The 18,114-nt window shown below is 73.8% G+C and carries 21 protein-coding genes; 10 read left to right on the plus strand and 11 right to left on the minus strand.

Features of this window, described 5'->3' with window-relative positions:
• Positions 1–16: 16 nt before the first annotated feature.
• A complete protein-coding gene (locus NOD94_RS26115; RefSeq protein ID WP_281208552.1) occupies positions 17–220 on the plus strand; it encodes a hypothetical protein in 204 nt (67 codons plus the stop codon).
• Between the two features lie 49 nt (positions 221–269).
• Here the strand turns inward: NOD94_RS26115 and NOD94_RS26120 are convergent, their stop codons facing one another.
• The gene (locus NOD94_RS26120) at positions 270–893 is read right to left on the minus strand and encodes a TetR family transcriptional regulator (protein WP_281208553.1); all 624 of its coding nucleotides are present in this window, start codon (positions 891–893) and stop codon (positions 270–272) included.
• A 100-nt stretch (positions 894–993) separates the two neighbouring features.
• Here NOD94_RS26120 and NOD94_RS26125 point away from each other — a divergent pair, with 100 nt between their 5' ends.
• Entirely contained in the window at positions 994–1,179 is a 186-nt protein-coding gene (locus NOD94_RS26125; RefSeq protein WP_281208554.1) for a hypothetical protein, read from the plus strand.
• A gap of 89 nt (positions 1,180–1,268) precedes the next feature.
• A complete protein-coding gene (locus NOD94_RS26130) occupies positions 1,269–1,484 on the plus strand; it encodes a DUF4190 domain-containing protein (protein ID WP_281208573.1) in 216 nt (71 codons plus the stop codon).
• Between the two features lie 22 nt (positions 1,485–1,506).
• Here NOD94_RS26130 and NOD94_RS26135 read toward each other — a convergent pair whose 3' ends face one another.
• Positions 1,507–2,130, minus strand: a complete 624-nt coding sequence (locus tag NOD94_RS26135) for a sigma-70 family RNA polymerase sigma factor (protein ID WP_281208555.1) — start codon at positions 2,128–2,130, stop codon at positions 1,507–1,509.
• A 78-nt stretch (positions 2,131–2,208) separates the two neighbouring features.
• Here NOD94_RS26135 and NOD94_RS26140 point away from each other — a divergent pair, with 78 nt between their 5' ends.
• The gene (locus NOD94_RS26140; RefSeq protein ID WP_281208556.1) at positions 2,209–3,039 is read left to right on the plus strand and encodes an alpha/beta hydrolase; all 831 of its coding nucleotides are present in this window, start codon (positions 2,209–2,211) and stop codon (positions 3,037–3,039) included.
• Here the strand turns inward: NOD94_RS26140 and NOD94_RS26145 are convergent.
• Entirely contained in the window at positions 2,976–4,028 is a 1,053-nt protein-coding gene (locus tag NOD94_RS26145; protein WP_281208557.1) for a helix-turn-helix domain-containing protein, read from the minus strand. The two genes, NOD94_RS26140 and NOD94_RS26145, sit on opposite strands and share 64 nt — an antisense overlap.
• Before the next feature lie 102 nt (positions 4,029–4,130).
• Here NOD94_RS26145 and NOD94_RS26150 point away from each other — a divergent pair, with 102 nt between their 5' ends.
• Together NOD94_RS26150 and NOD94_RS26155 are read left to right on the plus strand one after the other, a co-directional pair.
• On the plus strand, positions 4,131–5,198 hold the full coding sequence (locus NOD94_RS26150; RefSeq protein WP_281208558.1) for a saccharopine dehydrogenase NADP-binding domain-containing protein: 1,068 nt from the start codon (positions 4,131–4,133) through the stop codon (positions 5,196–5,198).
• 151 nt (positions 5,199–5,349) lie between these two features.
• Positions 5,350–10,050, plus strand: a complete 4,701-nt coding sequence (locus NOD94_RS26155) for a HEAT repeat domain-containing protein (RefSeq protein ID WP_281208559.1) — start codon at positions 5,350–5,352, stop codon at positions 10,048–10,050.
• Here the strand turns inward: NOD94_RS26155 and NOD94_RS26160 are convergent.
• On the minus strand, positions 10,026–10,481 hold the full coding sequence (locus NOD94_RS26160; protein ID WP_281208560.1) for a GNAT family N-acetyltransferase: 456 nt from the start codon (positions 10,479–10,481) through the stop codon (positions 10,026–10,028). The genes NOD94_RS26155 and NOD94_RS26160 overlap by 25 nt on opposite strands.
• Positions 10,482–10,692: 211 nt before the next feature.
• On the opposite strand from NOD94_RS26160, the gene NOD94_RS26165 reads away from it, so the two are divergent.
• Both NOD94_RS26165 and NOD94_RS26170 read left to right on the plus strand, forming a co-directional pair.
• Entirely contained in the window at positions 10,693–11,217 is a 525-nt protein-coding gene (locus NOD94_RS26165) for a MepB family protein (protein WP_281208561.1), read from the plus strand.
• 38 nt (positions 11,218–11,255) lie between these two features.
• Positions 11,256–11,747 (plus strand): flavin reductase family protein, encoded by a 492-nt coding sequence (locus NOD94_RS26170; RefSeq protein ID WP_281208562.1) that lies wholly within the window; start codon positions 11,256–11,258, stop codon positions 11,745–11,747.
• Between the two features lie 53 nt (positions 11,748–11,800).
• Here NOD94_RS26170 and NOD94_RS26175 read toward each other — a convergent pair whose 3' ends face one another.
• Positions 11,801–12,061, minus strand: a complete 261-nt coding sequence (locus NOD94_RS26175; protein WP_281208563.1) for a DUF4404 family protein — start codon at positions 12,059–12,061, stop codon at positions 11,801–11,803.
• A gap of 107 nt (positions 12,062–12,168) precedes the next feature.
• A complete protein-coding gene (locus tag NOD94_RS26180; protein WP_281208564.1) occupies positions 12,169–12,984 on the minus strand; it encodes a helix-turn-helix domain-containing protein in 816 nt (271 codons plus the stop codon).
• 63 nt (positions 12,985–13,047) lie between these two features.
• Here NOD94_RS26180 and NOD94_RS26185 point away from each other — a divergent pair, with 63 nt between their 5' ends.
• Positions 13,048–13,674 (plus strand): TIGR03086 family metal-binding protein, encoded by a 627-nt coding sequence (locus NOD94_RS26185; RefSeq protein ID WP_281208565.1) that lies wholly within the window; start codon positions 13,048–13,050, stop codon positions 13,672–13,674.
• Positions 13,675–13,984: 310 nt separating this feature from the next.
• Here the strand turns inward: NOD94_RS26185 and NOD94_RS26190 are convergent, their stop codons facing one another.
• The 4 genes from NOD94_RS26190 to NOD94_RS26205 form a co-directional block, all read right to left on the minus strand.
• Positions 13,985–14,251: a DUF4235 domain-containing protein gene (locus tag NOD94_RS26190; protein WP_281208566.1), complete on the minus strand. Its 267-nt coding sequence runs from the start codon at positions 14,249–14,251 to the stop codon at positions 13,985–13,987.
• Complete coding sequence (locus NOD94_RS26195) at positions 14,248–14,736, minus strand: DUF3618 domain-containing protein (protein WP_281208567.1); 489 nt, start codon at positions 14,734–14,736, stop codon at positions 14,248–14,250. Before NOD94_RS26195 ends, NOD94_RS26190 begins: the two co-directional genes overlap by 4 nt.
• Positions 14,733–15,146, minus strand: coding sequence for a phage holin family protein (locus NOD94_RS26200; RefSeq protein WP_281208568.1), 414 nt, complete (start codon positions 15,144–15,146; stop codon positions 14,733–14,735). Before NOD94_RS26200 ends, NOD94_RS26195 begins: the two co-directional genes overlap by 4 nt.
• Positions 15,147–15,327: 181 nt before the next feature.
• Entirely contained in the window at positions 15,328–16,371 is a 1,044-nt protein-coding gene (locus tag NOD94_RS26205; RefSeq protein WP_281208569.1) for a YihY/virulence factor BrkB family protein, read from the minus strand.
• A gap of 307 nt (positions 16,372–16,678) precedes the next feature.
• Here NOD94_RS26205 and NOD94_RS26210 point away from each other — a divergent pair, with 307 nt between their 5' ends.
• Positions 16,679–17,107, plus strand: a complete 429-nt coding sequence (locus NOD94_RS26210; RefSeq protein WP_281208570.1) for an ATP-binding protein — start codon at positions 16,679–16,681, stop codon at positions 17,105–17,107.
• A gap of 3 nt (positions 17,108–17,110) precedes the next feature.
• On the opposite strand, the gene NOD94_RS26215 is transcribed toward NOD94_RS26210, so the two are convergent.
• Positions 17,111–18,001: a YihY/virulence factor BrkB family protein gene (locus tag NOD94_RS26215; protein ID WP_281208571.1), complete on the minus strand. Its 891-nt coding sequence runs from the start codon at positions 17,999–18,001 to the stop codon at positions 17,111–17,113.
• Positions 18,002–18,114 lie beyond the last annotated feature (113 nt).

Below are 18,114 nucleotides of genomic sequence, written 5' to 3' on the forward strand. Positions count from 1 at the left end.
CAGTGACGGTTGGTTGTTGAGGGAGGTGGCGGCGGTGCGCCGTACGAAGGTGTTGGAGTCCTTTCCCGCCGGTGATCCGTACGGCAGTTGGCCGGCGGAGGAGTACGCGGCCCGCTGCCGCTCGCGGGGCGAACGGGCGAGCGTCGTGATGGACCTGGAGCGGGACGCCTTCCTCGTCGTCGCCCCCGACATGGACGCGGCGGAGGCGGCGACCGCGTAGCGGGCGGGCCCGCGCCGGTCGCCCGGGGCGCGGGCGCGCCCCGCACCGGTCATTCCGCCCAGTGCGCGCGCCCCCGGTGGATCAGACGGAGCTGGCTGCGGGCCGTGGCGGTGACGGCCGCCCAGTCCTCGCCGCGCAGCGAGGCGGCCAGGCACGCCGAGGCCGTCATGAACATGTGGTCCACGAGGAGCCGGGACAGCATGGTCAGGTCCTCGGGGCTCCACCCCGAACTGATCGGGTCCGCCGCGAGCGCCGATCCGATCTCGCCCGCGAAGGCGTCCAGTTGCCCGGCGATCGACTCCCGTACCGCCGCGACCCCACCGTGCCGCTCGCGGACGAGGAAACGTACGTGCGCCGGCCGGCTGCGGACCAGCTCCGCGACGAGGCGCACCGCCGCATCGCCGCGTCGGTCCGCGTCACCGGTGGAGGCGAGGATGTCGCGCACCGTCTCGTGCAGGCTGGCCAGCGCCTCCTCGACGAGTGCGATCCCGAGTTCGTCCATGTCCCGGAAGTGGCGGTAGAAGGCGGTGGGGGTGACGCCCGCGGCCCTCGTCACCTCCCTGAGCCCGAGGCCGCTGAGGTTCTGCTCCTCCAACTGCGACAACGCCGCGTCGAGGAGGGCGCGTCGGGTACGGCGGCGCCGGGCCTCGCGGACACCGGTGTTCTGGCTCATGGCGGCAGTCAACCGCGTCACAGTCGCCGGCCGCCAGCATGAGTCGTACTGAACTGGGTAGTCAGTGAACAACTGTTACCTGAAAGTAGGAGGAACTCTCGTGCTCTTCCTCGTAGCCGCACTGCTCGTCATGGGTGTCGCCCTGGGAACCGTGGCCCACGTGCCGGTGCCGGTCAGCCTGGCCGTCGGCCTCGCGATCGCCGCCTGGCTCGCCCTCTTCGCCGCACGTGAACGCCTGTCGGGCCGCCGAACCGGCCGCCCCGACCACCATCGGGGAGGCCTGTGATGGGCACGGACACGCGAACCGCCGTCGAGGCCCCGGCCGGTGGCCGTACCCGGGGCCGTATCCGGGGCCGAGCCCGTGACGCCGACGCGATGGCCGTCACCGCGTTCGTGCTCGGCCTGGCCGGGCTCCTGGTCATGAACCTGATTCTCGGCCCGACCGCCGTCGTCCTCGGCTCCCTCGCCCTGTGGCGGAACACCGCCAGGCCCGGCCGCGCCCGCCTCGGCATCGCCCTCGGCGTGGCCGACCTCGTGATCCTGGCCTGTCTCGTCACCGCCGACGGCACGTGGTCCTGGAGCCTGAACTGACCCGTCGAGCCGCACGCGTGCCTCAGTCGCCGTTCCTGAGCCGGTCTCGCTGGACCTGACGCGCGAGCGCGCGGCGCACCGAGGCCGCTCCGGGGGAGGCGGCTCCCGAGGGCACGTCGAGGCCGCGAGCGATCTCGTCGTACGCGGCCCGGTGCGGGCCGGTGGACTCCTGCCCGTGGAGCGCCAGGTCCTCTTCGAGCAGGCGTCGCAGTTCGTCCACGCCCTGGGGCGTGAAACGCTTCCTGCCCCGGGCGATGGCGTTGACGTGGCGCGTGCAGCGAGCCCCTTCGAAAACCTCCGAGATCTCCTCGGCCAGGCCCCACAGGCGCCCCTCCAGCCACGGGGCGTCGCCTTGGTCGAGGTCGAGCCCCATCGCGGGCCCCGGCTCGCCCGTCGCGTACTTCGTCACCTGCTTGGACACGGCGGGCTGACTCATGTCCGTGAGGCGGGCGATCTTGTCCTGGGTCCAACCGAGACCGACGAACAGTTTGATCATCTCGGAGCGCAGCTTCCGCATCTCCTCGCCGGCGCGGATGACCTCGTTCATCTCGGTGAGCATCCGCTCGGCCTGCTGCTCGGTCAGGGCCTCGGGTCGCGGACGCGCCGGAGGACGTGGGCTCGGGTGCGGGTGTGATTCGCCTTCCATGGATCGGTTATACACCCGTGCGGCCCTGCCTCATAACCAGGTTGTACAACCTGGTTATGGCCGGCAGGATCCAGCGCCATGCCCACCTTCACCGCGCCCGACGGAACCCGCCTCGCCTACCGCACGCACGGCGACGGGGAACCCGTCGTCTGTCTCCCGGGAGGTCCCGCGGACTCCCGCTACCTGGGCGACCTCGGCGGCCTGTCCGCCCACCACCGACTGATCGTCCCGGACCTCCGCGGCACCGGCCGGTCCGGGATCCCCGACGACACCTCCTCCTACCGCTGCGACCGCCTGGTCGACGACGTGGAGGCCCTGCGCGAACACCTGGGCCTGCCCCGGACGGATCTGCTCGGCCACTCCGCCGGCGCGAACCTCGCCGTCCAGTACGCGGTCCGGTACCCGATGCGCGTCGACAGGCTCGCCCTGATCACCCCCAGCACCCGGGCGGTCGGCATCCCGATCACCGGGGAGGCGCGGCGAGATCTCGCGGGGCGCCGGAGCGACGAGCCGTGGTTCCCCGCCGCGTTCGCCGCGCTGGAGGCGCTCACCCGGGGCGCGGACGCCGACTGGGAAGCCGTCACCCCCTTCTTCTACGGCCGCTGGGACGCCGGCGCGCGCGAGCACCACACGACCGCCCGGCCGACCAACGCCCAGGCCGTCGCTCTCTTCGGGGCCGACGGGGCCTTCGACCCGGAGGCGACCCGTGCGGCCCTCGCCGGATGCGAGGTTCCCGTGCTCCTGCTCGCGGGGGAGCTCGACCTGAACAGCCCGCCTCCGGCGATGGCCGAATTCGCGACGCTCTTCCGCGACGCCGCGCTCGTCCAGCAGCCCGGAGCGGGCCACTACCCCTGGGTGGACGACGCCGACCGGTTCGCCGCGACCGTCGCGGGATTCCTCGGCCGGTGACCCGCCGGGAAGGTGGGCACGCCCTGGCGGACCGCCGCGTCAGGGGTCCGGCTCCGCGAGCGGAAGGTGCGCCGGTAGGCGTCCGGAGGCACGCCGACCGTACGGTTGAAGTGTCGGCGCAGCGTCGTGGCGGTGCCCATGCCGGTGGCCCGCGCCACGGCGTCGACGCTTTCGTCGGTGGTCTCCAGCAACTCCTGCGCACGGCGGATGCGTTGGGTCAACAGCCACTGCAACGGGGTCGTCCCCGTCGCCACCTTGAAGTGCCGGCCCAGGTTGCGCGAGCTCATCCGGGCCCTGCGGGCGAGGTCCTCCACGGTCAGCGGACGGTCGAGACGTTCGACCGCCCAGGGGAACAGCTCGGCGAGCGGGTGATCGTCCTGGGCGGGTACCGGGGCGCTGACGAACTGGGCCTGGCCGCCGGCCCGGTGCGGGGGCACGACGAGACGGCGGGCGACCCGGTTGGCGACCGCCGAACCGTGGTCGAGGCGGACCAGGTGCAGGCACAGGTCCATCGCGGCGGCCTTGCCCGCCGAGGTGAGCACCCTGCCGCTGTCCACGTAGAGCACGTCCGGGTCCACCTCCACCCGGGGGTGACGGGCGGCCAGGGCCTCGGTGTGCGCCCAGTGGGTGGTCGCGCGCCGGCCGTCCAGCAGTCCGGCGGCGGCCAGGACGAACGCTCCCGTGCACAGGGACGCCACCCGCGCCCCCGCGTCGTGGGCGGCGCGCACCGCGTCGACCAGGTCGGCCGGCGGGTCCACGTCGACATCGGCCCAGCCGGGGACGATCACCGTGTCGGCGTGGGCGAGTCGGTCGAGTCCGCGGTCGGGCTCCAGGCGGAACCTGCCGAAGCGCACCGGGCCGGGCCCGCAGACGGTGACCTCGTACGGAGGGTCGGTCGCGCCGGTGGAGTCGGCGCCGAAGACCTCGTAGGCCACGGAGAGTTCGAAGTGCAGCATTCCGTCGGTCACGGCCAGTGCGACAGTACCCATGTCCGGAAGTGTACGGGCCATGTCGTTCCGGACACTGGCGACAGCCCTCCACCGAGGAAAGAATGTTGAGGGTTGAACGAGCGAGAACGGTAGGAGAACGCGATGGGATCGAGTCACGCGGTAGCGGTGTTCGGCGCCTACGGGCACACCGGGCGCTTCGTGGTGTCGGAGCTGCTGGACCGAGGATTCGTCCCGATCCTGACGGGACGTGACGCGGCCAAGCTGCGGGCCCTCCCGGCCGCCACCCGGGGGCTCGAAGTCCGGCCGGCCGCGGTCGACGACCCGGCCGCGCTCGACCGCGCGCTGGCCGGAGCGGCCGCCGTGATCAACTGCGCCGGCCCCTTCGCCTCGACGGCCGCCCCGGTGATCGAGGCGGCGCTGCGCGCCGGGATCCCGTACGTGGACGTGGCCGCCGAGATCGAGGCCAACCTCGACACGTTCGCGCACTTCGCGGACCGGGCAACCGCCGCGGGCGCCGTGGTCATCCCCGCGATGGCCTTCTTCGGCGGCCTCGGCGACCTGCTCGTCACCGCGGCGATGGGCGATTGGACGACGGCCGACGAGGCACACGTCGCGTACGGGCTCAGCGGTTGGCACCCCACCGCCGGCACCCGCACCGCGGGAACCGTGTCCCGGGAGCGCCGGGACAGCCGACGCGTCGTGTACGGCGACGGACGGTTGCAGTACCGCGACGACGCCCCGCCGAGCCTGCGGTGGACCTTCCCCGAACCGCTGGGGGCCCGGTCCGTGATCGGGGAGTTCACCATGGCCGACGTCGTCACCGTACCCAGCCACCTCGCCATCCCCGAGGTGCGCACCTACATGACGGTCGAGGCGGCGCGCGACCTGGCTGCTCCGCAAACACCGGCGCCGGCCGCCGTCGACGAGCACGGGCGGTCCGCGCAGACGTTCCTCGTCGACGCGGTCGTCCGCTCGGCCGGCCGGGAACGACGCGCCGTGGCCACCGGCCAGGACATCTACGCCGTCACCGCGCCGCTCGCGGTGGAAGCGCTCCACCGCGTCCTCACCGGCCGGACCAGGACGGTCGGCGTCGCCTCCGCCGGCGCGATCTTCGACGCACCCTCCTTCCTCCGCGCCCTGTCCCCGCACATCACCGTCGAACTGAGCCTGGACGAGAGGGCGGTCGAGGAGGACCCGCGCGAAGGATGACGGGTCTGCGACCGGCACGGCGTACTGCCGACCGTTGAGTTGCGTCACCGCCAACCAGCCCGCCCCGATCACCGACTTCCCGTCCGGCGAGGTGCGGGACGCCCCGCGAATCCCGCTGGTGGCCCGTGCGGGCCCCGGCTAGCATCCGACGATGATCACGCCGGAGGACGAGCCCTTCCAGGACGCGGTGCGCCGGGCCGACACCGGCCCGCCGGCCGGCCACCTCGACCCACGGCTCTGCACGCCGGCCGACCTCGCTCCCCTCCTCCGACACGAGGATCCGCGCCTGCGACACCTGGGGCTGGTCCTGCTCGCCGAGCGCGTCACCACCGGCAGGACGCCCGACGAACGGGAGACGGCCGAGTTCGCGGAGCTGGTGCCCGCCTCGGTGGACGGACCGCCGGAGGCCGCGCTCGTCCTGGCACGGCTGCACGAACGACTGTGGCCCCACCTCCCGGCCTCCCGCCGGCCGTCATGGCGCACGGCCGAACTGCCGGCGCGGGTACGGATCGCGTGGCTGCGCGCCGAGCTCCTGAACGATCCCACCGTGCTCCGCCGTGAACCCGTGGGCGAACTGCTCCACCAGGCCGTGCGGGAGACGACAGCCACCGGCGCGCACCGGCCCGAGCGACTCGTGCGCGAGCTGGTGGCGACGGGTGACCCCGAGTCGCACGCCGCGGCGCTGCGGCTGGCCCGGGAGGGACTGCGCGCCGGACTCCTGGCTCCCGCCCTGGTCCGCGAACACGCGATCGGCCTGCTCGCAGTGGCCGGCCCGGCCGTCATCGCCGCCGCGCTGGACGAACTCGGCCAACCCTGGGCGGCGTTGGAAACCCTGCCGGCAGGGCTGCTGTCCCCCCTCCTCGCCGCCGACGCGGTGGCCGCGCGCCCCGAGGTGGCGGCGGCCGCGCTCTCGGTCGCGGCCCACCACGGGCACCGCGGCCTCCTCCGGCAGGTCGTCGACGATCCGCGGCTGCCGCCGGGCCCGCGGCGGCGCGCGATGGAACTGCTCGGCGACCTGGCCGAGCGCGGTGACGTCGGCGCGTTGACGGCCATCGCCACACAGGATCCGCTGCTGTTCGGCGGGCCCGCGCTGACGTGCCTGCGCGGACTGCACCGGCGCGGTCACTTCCCGGATGTTCCACACGTCGCGCCCATCATCGACCTGGCACTGGCCGATCACTCGATCCCGCCGCACGAGGTCGCGACGATCCTCTTCACCACCCGACAGGAGACGTTCCGCCGGCTCGTGGACGCCGCCGCCGACGATCCGAGCTGGCCGCGGCGGCTCGCCCTGCTGGTCGCCCTCGCGGGACAGGGCACGGCGGAACTTCCGATCGGGGACGCGATCACACGGCTCCTGCCCTCGGCTCCCGCACCCGGACCGTTCCTCCACGCGATCCGCGCGCTGCGCCACACGGATGCCGAGGACGCCGTGATCGCACTCCTGCCGGCAGCACCCGCGGCGGCCCTGGACACCCTGGAGGCCATCGGTGGGCACCGCACGACGACGGCGCTGAGGCAAGGGCTCGGCCTCGCCCCGGCGGAGGACACGGGTGTGATCGCGGCGCACCTGCGCCCCGTCCGCGACCGCGCCCTCGAAGTGCTGTGGCATCTGACCGACGATCCGGCACAACGGCGTGCCCTCCTCGTACGTCTCGATCCCTCCGACCTGCCGAGCCGCATAGCGACGGATCTAGGAGGCCCGGACGAGCACGAACTGGCGCTCCTGAGCTCCCACCTGGACCCCGACGAGCCGGTGGCGGCACTGTGCCGACTGGCCGCCCACGGCAGCGCCACGACGCTGCCGGTCATCGCGGACCTGCTCCTGCGCGTCGTGACCGAACTGGCGGTGTCGTCGGAGCCCGGCGCGACCCCCGCACCGCGAGCCGACCACGGGGAGCGGGCCGCGGGGGAGCCCGCGGTGCCCCAGGAGGTCCTGGACGCCGTACACGACCTGGGCCGCCGTCTCCACGACCGGGGACGGACCAGACCGTCCTGCCTGCTCGACGCGGCCGACGCGCGGGAGGCCGGGCACGCACTCGTCGCGACCATGGCACTGGACCTGCTGGAGCGTCCCGGACCGACCGGCGCCGAGCAGGCGATCCTGTGCGAACTCCTGCTCCGTGCCCCGTGGACGGGAACCCGCGCGCGGGTGCACCGCCTGCTGCGCCACCCGGACCGGCACGTACGCAAGCACGTGATCGCGCTGCTCGCCCGCGACGCCACGGGGGACGACGCGCGGGCGCTGTCGGCGTCCCTGATCGCGTTGACCGCCGCCCAGGACATCCAGACCGTCCGGCAGGCGCTGCGCGCCCTCGGGCACGCGCGGGCCCGCTGGGCCTCCGCGACGATCGCCGCCCGTCTCGGCCACCCGAACATGAACGTCAAGAAGACCGCCGCCGAGGCCCTGGTCCGCGCGGGCGCGCCCGCGGCGGTACCGGCACTGCTCCGCGCGCTCGGCCGCCACGACAATCCGGGCCTGCGCGGCACGCTCGTCGAGGCGCTCCGCGCCATCCTCGGCGACGCCTACCCGGCGACCGTCCTCGCCGCCGCCGAACGCGGCGAGGACGACCGCACACGCGAACGGCTGCTGGTAGCACTCGACCGCACCCTGCCGGCGCGCTCGGTCCTCGCCCTGCACGAGCAGGCGTCCCCGGTCGCACCGCCCCTGCTCACCCTGGTGGCCACCGGCCGGCTCGCCCTCGTGTCCGGGACCGTCGAGGACCTCGCGACGGCCATGGCCGAGCACGGGATCACCCGGCCCGCCACCCCGAGGCCGTCCGCGCTGCGGGGAACGGATCCCGAAGTCACCTCGCTGACGACCGGCTGGAACCCGTTCGTCGCGCTCCGGCTCGCCTCGCGGAGCGAACTGCCGCATCCCGTGCGGCTGTCCAGGCTGCGTCCCCTGCTGACGGACTTCCTCAGCCTGGCCGGGTCCGACCCCACGGCCCGGGGCAGGGTCCTGCGGCTCACGCTCCGGCTCTGCCACGCACCGTGGAGGACGGACGAACTGACTGTCTTCGCCCGGTTCACCGACGTCCTCCTCGACGGGCTCGCCGGGGCCGCGGCCGAGGACCGCGACGACCTCATGGGCGAACTCATCAACGACCTCCTCGCGGTACTCGAAGCGATCGCCCCGATGCTGTCGGCGGTCGAGCGGCCGGCCGTCGTCGAAGCCGTACGCGCGCTGCCCGCCGTACCGGGGGGAACCCGGTCCGCACTGCCCCTCCTGCGCGGCCTCGGCGCCGTGCTGGTCCGAGCCGACCTCGACCGGGCCCTCGCCTCGGCCCTGCTCGACACCGACCCCCGGCGGGCCGGGACCGCCGTGCTGCGGGACGCGTTCACCGCCACGCAGGAGCCCCCCGCGGCCACCGGACCGGCCGCCGTCAAGGCCCGCACCGGACCGGCCGCGGCCAGGGCCGGGGAGGAGTGGCGAGCCGCGCTGGCCGCCGCGGCGCGTACGCCGGCCACCCTGGAGGAGTTCCGCCGCGCCGGCACCCCGGACGGCACCCCGGACTCCAGGGCCCGCCTGACCGCGCTGATCGACGTCCACGCCTCCGCCGGCCCCGAAACCCGCGCCGCCCTCATCGACTGGATGACGGCCCTCCAGCCCCTCGACACACCGCCCTGGACCATCGCCGAGACCGTCCGCGAACCGGCCCCGCGACCTCGCGCCGTCCACGTCGACGACCTCGACCAGCCCCGGTCGACCGCACTGCGGGAGCGCCTGCTGGCCATGCTCCGGGCAGCTGCCCCGGACAGCCGGCGCACGGCGGCCCTGACGCTCCTGGAGTGGCCCGAGCCCGAGGCCGGGATCCCCGTGCTCCGCGCGTTCCTGCGCGGCCGCGTCGACGTACCGGTCGGCGCCGACCTCGCCCGCAACCTGCCCGCCATCGGCGCGACGGAACTGCGCGCGGACGGCGTCCTGCACGACAGGGTGGCCCTCGTGGCGGCCCGGCTCGACCCGGACGACCTGGAACCGCTGGTCCCGCTGCTGCTGGAATGGTGGGAGTCCGACCCACCGAGCAGCAGCGCCGCGGCCGGCCTGGCCCTGCGCCAGGTCCCCGCGGACGCACTGGCCGAACGCCTCGCCACCCGCCTCGACACCGGCGCCTGGGGACTCCTGGACCTGCTCCGCGAACGCCCCCTGCTGCGCACCCCCGCTCTGACGCGGACCTGCCGGCGGCTGCGCGCCGAGGGACGCGACGACCTCGCGGACGCGCTGCTCCTCGTCGACGGTCCGCTGCGCCGCCCGGACTCCGCGCGCCGGGACGCCACCGCCCTGGCCGCGCTCCGCGACCGGACCCCGCTCGTCCCGGCCGGAGCGCCACAACCCCCCTCCCGGCAGGAGCTGTTCGACCTGGCCCGTACCGGCGACCCGGCACGGATACGCCAGGCGCTCGCCCGGCTGGCCGAGGCGCACGACGGCCCGGACGCGGACCGGGACCCCGAACTGCGCGCGTTGATCGGTGAGTTGCTGCGTCACCCCAAGGCCAAGGTCCGCCTGCACGCCCACCGGACCTCGCGCGCCGTGCTGGACCGGCCGACCCACCTCCACCACACGTCGCTCCTGCTGGACGATCCCCGGCCGGACCTGGTGCGCACCGCGATCCGCGCGCTCTGCCACGCCGGGTGGGTCCCCGCGATCCCCGCCGTGACCGGCTTGCTGGAGCACGCCCATCCCGTCGTGCGCAGGACCGCGGCCGAGGGGTTGGCCGCCATGGGTACGTCGGCCGTCCCCGCCCTCCGACACGCCGTCGCCCACGTCCGTCCCGACAAGCGACCCCTCTACTCCGAGGTCCTCGACCGGATCACGGCCGCCGAGGATCAGGCCCCGGGAGCCATGTCGTAGGTCACCCACATGGTCCGCGCGGCCACCCGGTCGTACTTCGACCTCGCCCGGTGGTTGTCGTCGGCGGTGATCCACCGCACCACGCTCCAACCGCGCTCGCCGGCGATCTCGCGGAGCGCGGCGAGCAGCAGGTCGGCGGCGCCCGAACCGCGGTGCTCGGGCGACACGAACAGGTCGTCGAGGTAGCCGCCCACGGTCGCCGACAGCGGCCGGGCGAACGGACGGTAGTGGGCGAGACCGAGGAGCCGGCCCTCGGCGTCCTCGGCGACGAGCGCCTCGACCTCGTGGCCGGGGTCGTTCACCCACGCCCACACGGTCCGGGCCGCCTCCTCGGTCTGCTCCACCCGGTAGAAATCCGCGTACCCGCGGTAAAGGGCCCGCCACTGCGGGAAGTCCTCGGGTCGGGCGGCTCGGACGGTGATGCGAGGCATGTGCGTGACTCCATGGTCGGAAACTCCGGTACGGACAATCGATCATCCTTCGGAAGGCCGGCCGCCGGACGTGCCGCCGTGTCGAAAGGCAGGCCGGGGGAGCACCCGCATGGACAGGTGACGGATCCTCCCCACAGTGCCTCCGCCCGCACCGGGAGAGCGGGGCCCGGCCGATTCCTGATCCCCGGGAACCGGATGGCAGGATGTGGGGATGCTGTCGAACCAACCCTGGGCAGGACTCCACGACGACTTGGTGGAGGCGAAGTCACGGGTGTACGACCCGGCGGGCTTCACCTGCTCGCAGCCGATGTCCGAACCGGAGGGCGCCGAGTACGCGGCCCACGGTTTCACGCTCGACGGGCTGTCGGTCGGGTTCCGCGCGGCCAGGACGACCCCGACGAAGGTCGGCCAGTTCGTCACCGTGTGGAAGCGATCCGAGGAAGGCCCGATCCGGCCCTTCGACGCCGACGACGGGGTTGATCTCGTCGTCATCAGCAGCCGGGACGGCGGCCGCTTCGGACAGTTCGTGTTCCCCCGAGAGGTGTTGTGCGAGCGCGGCGTGATGTCCCGCGACGGCATCGGAGGGAAGCGGGGCTTCCGCGTCTACCCGCCATGGGTGACCACGAGCAACCGCCAGGCCGGCAGCACACAGACCTGGCAGGTGGACCACTTCCTGGACCTCGGGCAGGCGGGCTCCGTCGACATGGAGCGCGCCCACACCCTCTACCACCCGTAAGGCACCGACCCGCGCCCGCGCCTCGGAGGGAACGATTCATGGCGGAGACGGATCTCGACGCGTTCGCCGTGGTCCTGGACGGCCCCGTGTACGTGGTCACCGCGGCCGCCGGTGGCGAGCGGTCGGGGTGCCTGGTGGGTTTCGCCTCGCAGTGCTCGATCCGGCCGCCGCGGTTCATGGTGTGGCTGTCCACGCTCAACCACACCTTCCGCGTGGCCCGCGGCGCCTCCCACCTCGCGGTGCACGTCCTCGATCACGACCAGCGGGCGCTCGCGGAACTGTTCGGTGGCGAGACGGGGGACCGGGTGGACAAGTTCGCCCGGGTCGACTGGCGGCCCAGCGCCGACGGGAGCCCGTTGTTGGCCGACGCGTGCGGCTGGTTCGCCGGCCGGATCGAGTCCCGCCTCGACGGGGGCGACCACGTCGGGTTCCTCCTGTCGCCCACCGAGGTGTCCCCACCGACCCCGCCCGCGCCCGCCCTGCTGCGCTACGGCGACGTGAGGGACATCGACCCCGGCCACCCCGCCTGACCGGCCACCCGCGGCGCCGGTACCGAAGCCGGGTCACAAACCGGCAGCGGGGCTCAGATCCCGATGTTGGCCAGGCTGACACCGAGGTTGCGCAGGGTGGCCGCCAGAGCCGGGTGCCTCACCTCGAACTTCTCGGCGCTGTGGTTCAGGGACTCGCCCACACCCGTGTGGGCCGCCTCCCGGTCCGCCTCCAGCCGGTCCAGCAGGGACTCCAGGTGCTCGCGCTCCTCCGGGGAGAGGCGGGATCCCGAGGCCAGGAGTTCCGCGCGCAGGGCCTTCAGGTGCTCGTCCGTCGCCATCACGTGGTCCGACACGGTGTCTCCTCGTCGCTCGCCGCCCGTACAACAGGGCCGGTCCCCGGGTCGGCTACCGCTCGCATGCCCCGTCGCGGGGCCCGCACGCCCGCCGGACACCGTACGGATCACGGGGCCGTCAGCATCTGGGCGTACACCGTCGGTGACACCCCGACCCGGGTGGTGAAATCGCGTACGAGATGGGCCTGGTCGCTGTAGCCGAGTTCCACGGCGAGCGCCGCCCAGTCGATCGTCCGATCGGCTCCCGCGCGCTCCAGTGCCTCGTGGATGCGGTAGCGCAGGATGGCCCACTTCGGGCTGACGCCCACATAGGCGGCGAACAGCCGCTGGACGGAGCGGACCGAGAGGCCGACCGCCCCGGCCAGTTCGTCGACGCGGCGCATCGACCGGTCGCGGCGGACCAGGTCGGCCGCGGCCATGGCGCGCTCCGCCAGAGCGTCGGGCGCGGGGGCCAGGGCCAGGAGGAACGCGTCGAAGGCGGCTACCCGGGCGTCCTCCGACTCCGGCCCGAGCACGGCTCCGGACGCCGCCGCGGAGCCGGGGTACGCCTCCGGCAGGGGCAACCGTCGCCCGGTGAGGTCGGAAACCGGGCGGCCGGGAAGGAAGGGACGGAAACCGCCCGGCCGGAACTGGGCCCCGCACACCCGCCCGCGCCCGCGGAGCTTCCGTGTGAAGAGGCCCAAGCCGACCCCGGCGACCTCGCCCACGTACCCGCCCTCCTCGTCGCGCTGGAAGACGATGTTCACGCAGGGGTGGGGAACGACGTGGGCCTCGTACGGCTCCGTCAGGTCCCAGTCGATCAGCCAGTAGTGCTCCACGTACGGGCGCAGGGCCTCGGCGGGCTCGCGGCGGCGGAACCGGACGCGTGCGAACAGGTCCGGGGCGGCGACGATGCCACGGCTGTCGGTGCGCGGAGGAGCCATGACCCGATCGTATGTCGCGTTCCTTCAAGCCGTCGTAGCTCCCTCCCGCCTACCCTCGCCCCCATGACCGAGAAGATCAGTGACCTGCTCGAAGCGGCCGCGGCCGGGGCGTCGCGCGTGGTCCGCGGCGTGGACGATCGGCAGCTGGGAGCGCGGACTCCGTGCGACGAATACGACGTCGGCGCCCTGCTCGACCACCTCTTCCACGTGGTGATCGGCTTCCAGGCGCTCGCGGCCCGGAAGGAGGCGGACTTCACGCACACCCCGCACTACCTGGACGAAGGCTGGCGCGACCGGTTCGAAGCGGAGACCGCGCGGCTCGTCGAGGCGTGGGCGGTGCCGGGCGCCGACGAGGGAACCACGGGCGCCATGAACCTGCCGGCCCGGACGGTCGGCTCGATGGTCCTCCTCGACCTGACCGTGCACGTGTGGGACCTGGCCCGCGCGACGGGCCAGGACTTCACACCCGACGAGGACGGCGTCCGAGCACTGGACGCGCTGGTGACGGACATGGGTCCCACCGCTCGGCAGATGAACATGTTCGCGGACCCCTTCCCGGCACCGCCCGGGGCGACGGCGTTCACGGCACTGCTGGCGGCGACGGGCCGGGATCCGCACTGGACGCCCGACCGGGAGGCCCGCCCGGCGGCGGTCCAGGAACCCGGCCGGGGGCGCGAACCCGCCGCCTGAACGGCAACGACCGCGCCGGGCCGGCGTCGCGGCGAACCGCACGGCCGGGTTCGGGTGGCGCTCGAGCCCGCTGCGGCCGTGCCCGGGCACGGGCCTTCGGGCCTCAGGTTCGGATGTGCGATCCCGACCTGCCCGTGGCCACCCGGCGCCAACCGGGCGCTGCGGTCGTACGACGTACGGAGGCGTCCGTCGCGCTGTCGACGGGCCGGGGAGGGCGCGTGCGGCAACGGCTGCGCGCCGGGGCGCCCGGCGGGGCGCCGCCCTGTATGAGCGTGCCCCGCCGCGTCCCGGCGCCGTCCGTCGTACCGGTTCAGCCCGGCCAGATTCCCGTCACGCGCCTGGTGGCGACCGCGCCCGACCGGTCGACGGCGGCCTTGACCACCGCGAAGATCACGCCCTGGATCGCGGCGGCGGTGAGGATCTCCTGCCAGCTTCGGTCCTCGTCGGTGGCGTCGGGGGCGTCGCCCTCCCCTTCGATCACCTTCCAGGCCTGCTTGAAGGCCATGCCGGCGATCATGCCGCTGACGGCGCCCAGGGCCAACCCGACCGGCCGGTAAGCGATCTTGGCTGCGTTCACTTGCGGCCCCGGCCGCGGCGGATCAGCAGGAACACGACCAGCACGGCACCGGCGGCGAGCAGCGGTGTCCGATTGGCCCGGACCGCGGTCGCGGCGTGACCGGCCCGTTCGAGGATCGGGTCGGGCGTCTTCTCGGACGCCAGCTGCCCGGCCCGCGCCGTGGTCTCACGGACCTGGGCGGCGGCCCGGGAGGCCTTCTCCAGGATCGGGTCCGGCGTCTTGTCCCGTACGAGGTCCGCGGCGTGCTCGGCCTTCTCCCGGATCTGCTCGGTGACCAGTGCCGCCTTCTCCGACGCCTCCTGCTTCACCGCGGCCGTCTTCTGCTTCGCCTGGGCCTTCACGTCGGCCTTGGCCGCCAGCGCCTCCACGGTCCGCCCCAGTTCGTCGCGCGTGTGCGTGATCTGCTCCCGCAGCTCCTCGGGGGTGGGAGCACCACCCGTGGTGGACCTGTCGTGGGGCTGCGCCTGATCGTTGTGGTTCGTCATCGGTGGGCCTTCTCCCTGATCGCGGCCACATCGGCCTTGACGCTGTCGATGGTCTGTTCGGGCGCGGGCGGGACGGCCCGCGCGATCTGCTTCTTGCCGGCCATGGCCAGCACGGCCGCCGTCGCGGCCAGCACCACGGCGAGGATCAGGGCGGAGAGCCACCAGGGCAGCACCAGGGCCAACGCGGCGATGCCCGCCGCCACCAGCGCCTGCGCCGCCAGGATGCCGAGGAGGCCGGCTCCGCCGAACAGGCCGCCCCCCGTCCCGAATCGCTTGCCCTTCTGCGTCATCTCCGCCCGGGCCAGGCGCATTTCCTCCCGGACCAGTTCCGAGACCTGTTGCGAAGCCCGTGAGACCAGCTCGCTCACCGACGGATCGGCGGCGTGTGCGCGATGTTCGGTCGTGGTCACGATGCGTCCACCTCGTCCTTGACTCGTCCCGGCCCCGCTCGTGCCGCCGGACGGATACGGGCCGAGGGGCGCGGGGGTGATGCGTTCCGTCATGTTCCTGTCCACCACGCGGCTACCCGGTAACCCGCAGGCCATCCGCCCGCGAGCGGGCCGGTGTGGTGCGGCACCGGCCCGCCCGGGATCACTCCATGCGGCGGCGTTCCTCGTCGCTCCACGCGGTGGTGTCACGGGGCCGTACGTAGGGCTCCGCGTCCTCGGGCAGTCCTCCCGCGATCGCGCGCCGGCGGACCAGCTCCGCGTCGAATTCGAGGCCAAGGAGGATGGCCAGGTTGGTGATCCACAACCACACCAGGAAGACGATCACGCCCGCGACCGTGCCGTACGTCTTGTTGTAGGAAGCGAAGTTCGCGACGTAGAAGGCGAAGCCCGCCGAGGCGATCATCCAGATCACCAGGGCCAGGAAACTGCCGGGGGTGACCCATTTGAAGCCCCGGCCCTTGGCGTTCGGCGCCGCCCAGTACAGGAGCGCGATCATGATCGTGACGAGGAGCACCAGGACCGGCCATTTCGCGATCGACCACACCGTCAGGGCGGTGTCGCCGATGCCCAGGGCCGAGCCCGCCCGCCGGGCCAGGCCGCCGGTGAAGACCACGATCAGGGCGGCGGCACAGGCGAGGACCATCAGCGCCACCGTCAGTGCCAGGCGCAGCGGCAGGACCTTCCACACCGGACGCCCCTCGGGCACGTCGTAGACGGCGTTAGAGGCGCGGATGAACGCGGCGATGTACCCGGACGCCGACCACAGCGCGACGACCAGACCCACCACCGCCATCAGCGACCCGACGCCGCTCCGGCCCTGCAACTGCCGCACCGCGTCGCTGATCACGTCGCGGACCGAGCCGGGAGCCAGCTGCCGGAGGTTGTCGAGCACCTGCTGCGTCGTCGACTCGCCGGCGACGCCGAGCAGGGACACGAGGACCAGGAGGGCCGGGAAGAGCGCCAACACCCCGTAGTAGGTCAGGGCCGCGGCGCGGTCGGCCAGCTCGTCCTGGGCGAACTCCTTGACCGTTCCCCGGAGCACCGCCGCCCACGACCGTTTCGACAGCTCGGACGGCTTGTCGGGGGCCCGCCGCTCCACCTCGTCGTCGGGTCCCGCGCCGTCGTCCGCGGCGGTGTCCCGGTCCAGGTGTTCGCCGTCGCGGCCTGTCCTCGAAATACGTGTCATGCCTTGCGGCTGTCCACCTTCACGGCACTCATGCCGCCCCGGTCGCATCCGATGGGCCGCCCCGATCGCGGACCGTCGCACCGCCCCGCGGGATACGCCCGTACGGGGACATCCGGGCCGGCGTCGGTGTTCGGGCGGCCAGGGCGGGCATACGCGGGTCCGGGGACGACGGTCACCCGCGGCGGCCGTCAGGGGCCCGCGGACGGAGCCTCTTCCCCATCGCACACAGGAACGCCAACGGTCGGGGTGATGGACAGTGAACGTGACGGGAGCAGCAACGGAGGCACCTCCGTGCACAGCGGCACCGGTGTCGGGCCAGAGCCGCCGGCTCAGCCTGGGCAGCATTCGGGGTGCGGTCGGCAAGGGCCGTGACTTCACGCGCCGGACCCTGCGGGACTGGGGTTGGGACCAGGAGGAGAGCGCCGAGGACGTCCTGCTCGTCGTCTCCGAGCTCGTGGCCAATGCCCAGTTGCACGCGGGTGGCTGCCACGAGCTCGTACTGACGGCGGGCGATGTCCTGCGCATCGACGTGGTCGACGGCGTGACGCTGCCGCCCCGCCCCCGCGCCGTACCCCGGCCGGGCGTGCCCGGCGGTCACGGCCTGCGCGTCGTGCAGGTGCTCTCCGACCGGTGGGGCTCCTACCGCTACGGCGTCGGCAAGGTCGTGTGGGCGGAGATCGACGGTTTCCGCCTGGGCGGGTACCGGGGTCACGCGGCCCCGTCCCCGGCCGTTTGAGCCTCAGGACGCCCGCGGTCGGGCAGCCGGCCTCCGGGCCCGTTCTACGTTGAACTGGGCTCCGGTGAGCAGGGCCAGGTTGGCGAACCAGAGCCAGACCAGGAAGACCACGATGCCGGCCAGCGAGCCGTAGAGCCTGCCGTACGTGCCCAGCTCCGTGTAGAGCGTGAAGAGTCCCGAGGCCGCCAGCCAGAGCAGCGCCGCCAGTACGCCGCCGGGCAGACCCCGTCGCGTGCCCCGGCTCTGGGCCGGGCCGGTCCGGAAGAGGATCAGCACCAGGAACGTGACGACGGCCAGCAGCACGGGCCAGCGCAGCAGCGCGATGACGTGCGGGCTGTCCCCTCCGGTGGCCCGCACCACCCACCGGCCCACCGGCCCGGACACGACCAGACCGACGGCCCCGGCGACGAGCAGCACCAGCAGCGACATGGCGTTGACGACCAGCATGTGGGCCGCCCGCAGCGGGGGCCGGGTCTCGGGCACCCCGTGCATGGTGTGCAGGGCGCGACGGAACACCGCCAGGTAACTGCACGCCGACCACAGCGAACTCACCACACCGCTGATCAGCAGGGCCACCATCGACGAACGTTCCGCCAGGAGACCCCCGAGCGCGTCGCGCAGCACCTGCGCCGATTGGGGCGGTGCGTAGGAGGTCAGCTCGGTGATGAGCCGCTCCGTCGTCGCCCCGCCCGACAACCCCACCAGGGAGACCGCGATGGCCAGGGCGGGCAGCAGCGCGAGGACGGCGTAGTACGTGAGGGCGGCCGCGTGGTCGGCGAGGTTGTCGTTCCAGACACGGACGGCCGTACGCCGCAGCTCGGCGCGGGTGCGCGCGGCGAGGGCGACGGTGGGCCGGCCGACCGGGCGCGGTGCGGTGCGGGGGATCTCGGTCACGCTGCGCAGGTGCCCGACAGGGCCCCGCGCATGCGTCCGGGGGGGGGGGGGGGGGGGGGGGGGGGGGGGGGGGGGGGGGGGGGGGGGGGGGGGGGGGGGGGGGGGGGGGGGGG

The organism is Streptomyces sp. Isolate_45, assembly GCF_024721315.2.
Taxonomy (GTDB): domain Bacteria; phylum Actinomycetota; class Actinomycetes; order Streptomycetales; family Streptomycetaceae; genus Streptomyces.

What these genes read in the sequence shown, in the direction of transcription:
- NOD94_RS26120 (WP_281208553.1), bottom strand. Translation starts at nt 893, where the DNA reads ATGAGCCAGAACACCGGTGTCCGCGAGGCCCGGCGCCGCCGTACCCGA.
- NOD94_RS26130 (WP_281208573.1), top strand. Translation starts at nt 1,269, where the DNA reads ATGGCCGTCACCGCGTTCGTGCTCGGCCTGGCCGGGCTCCTGGTCATG.
- NOD94_RS26135 (WP_281208555.1), bottom strand. Translation starts at nt 2,130, where the DNA reads ATGGAAGGCGAATCACACCCGCACCCGAGCCCACGTCCTCCGGCGCGT.
- NOD94_RS26140 (WP_281208556.1), top strand. Translation starts at nt 2,209, where the DNA reads ATGCCCACCTTCACCGCGCCCGACGGAACCCGCCTCGCCTACCGCACG.
- NOD94_RS26145 (WP_281208557.1), bottom strand. Translation starts at nt 4,028, where the DNA reads ATGGGTACTGTCGCACTGGCCGTGACCGACGGAATGCTGCACTTCGAA.
- NOD94_RS26150 (WP_281208558.1), top strand. Translation starts at nt 4,131, where the DNA reads ATGGGATCGAGTCACGCGGTAGCGGTGTTCGGCGCCTACGGGCACACC.
- NOD94_RS26155 (WP_281208559.1), top strand. Translation starts at nt 5,350, where the DNA reads ATGATCACGCCGGAGGACGAGCCCTTCCAGGACGCGGTGCGCCGGGCC.
- NOD94_RS26160 (WP_281208560.1), bottom strand. Translation starts at nt 10,481, where the DNA reads ATGCCTCGCATCACCGTCCGAGCCGCCCGACCCGAGGACTTCCCGCAG.
- NOD94_RS26165 (WP_281208561.1), top strand. Translation starts at nt 10,693, where the DNA reads ATGCTGTCGAACCAACCCTGGGCAGGACTCCACGACGACTTGGTGGAG.
- NOD94_RS26170 (WP_281208562.1), top strand. Translation starts at nt 11,256, where the DNA reads ATGGCGGAGACGGATCTCGACGCGTTCGCCGTGGTCCTGGACGGCCCC.
- NOD94_RS26180 (WP_281208564.1), bottom strand. Translation starts at nt 12,984, where the DNA reads ATGGCTCCTCCGCGCACCGACAGCCGTGGCATCGTCGCCGCCCCGGAC.
- NOD94_RS26185 (WP_281208565.1), top strand. Translation starts at nt 13,048, where the DNA reads ATGACCGAGAAGATCAGTGACCTGCTCGAAGCGGCCGCGGCCGGGGCG.
- NOD94_RS26195 (WP_281208567.1), bottom strand. Translation starts at nt 14,736, where the DNA reads ATGACGAACCACAACGATCAGGCGCAGCCCCACGACAGGTCCACCACG.
- NOD94_RS26205 (WP_281208569.1), bottom strand. Translation starts at nt 16,371, where the DNA reads ATGACACGTATTTCGAGGACAGGCCGCGACGGCGAACACCTGGACCGG.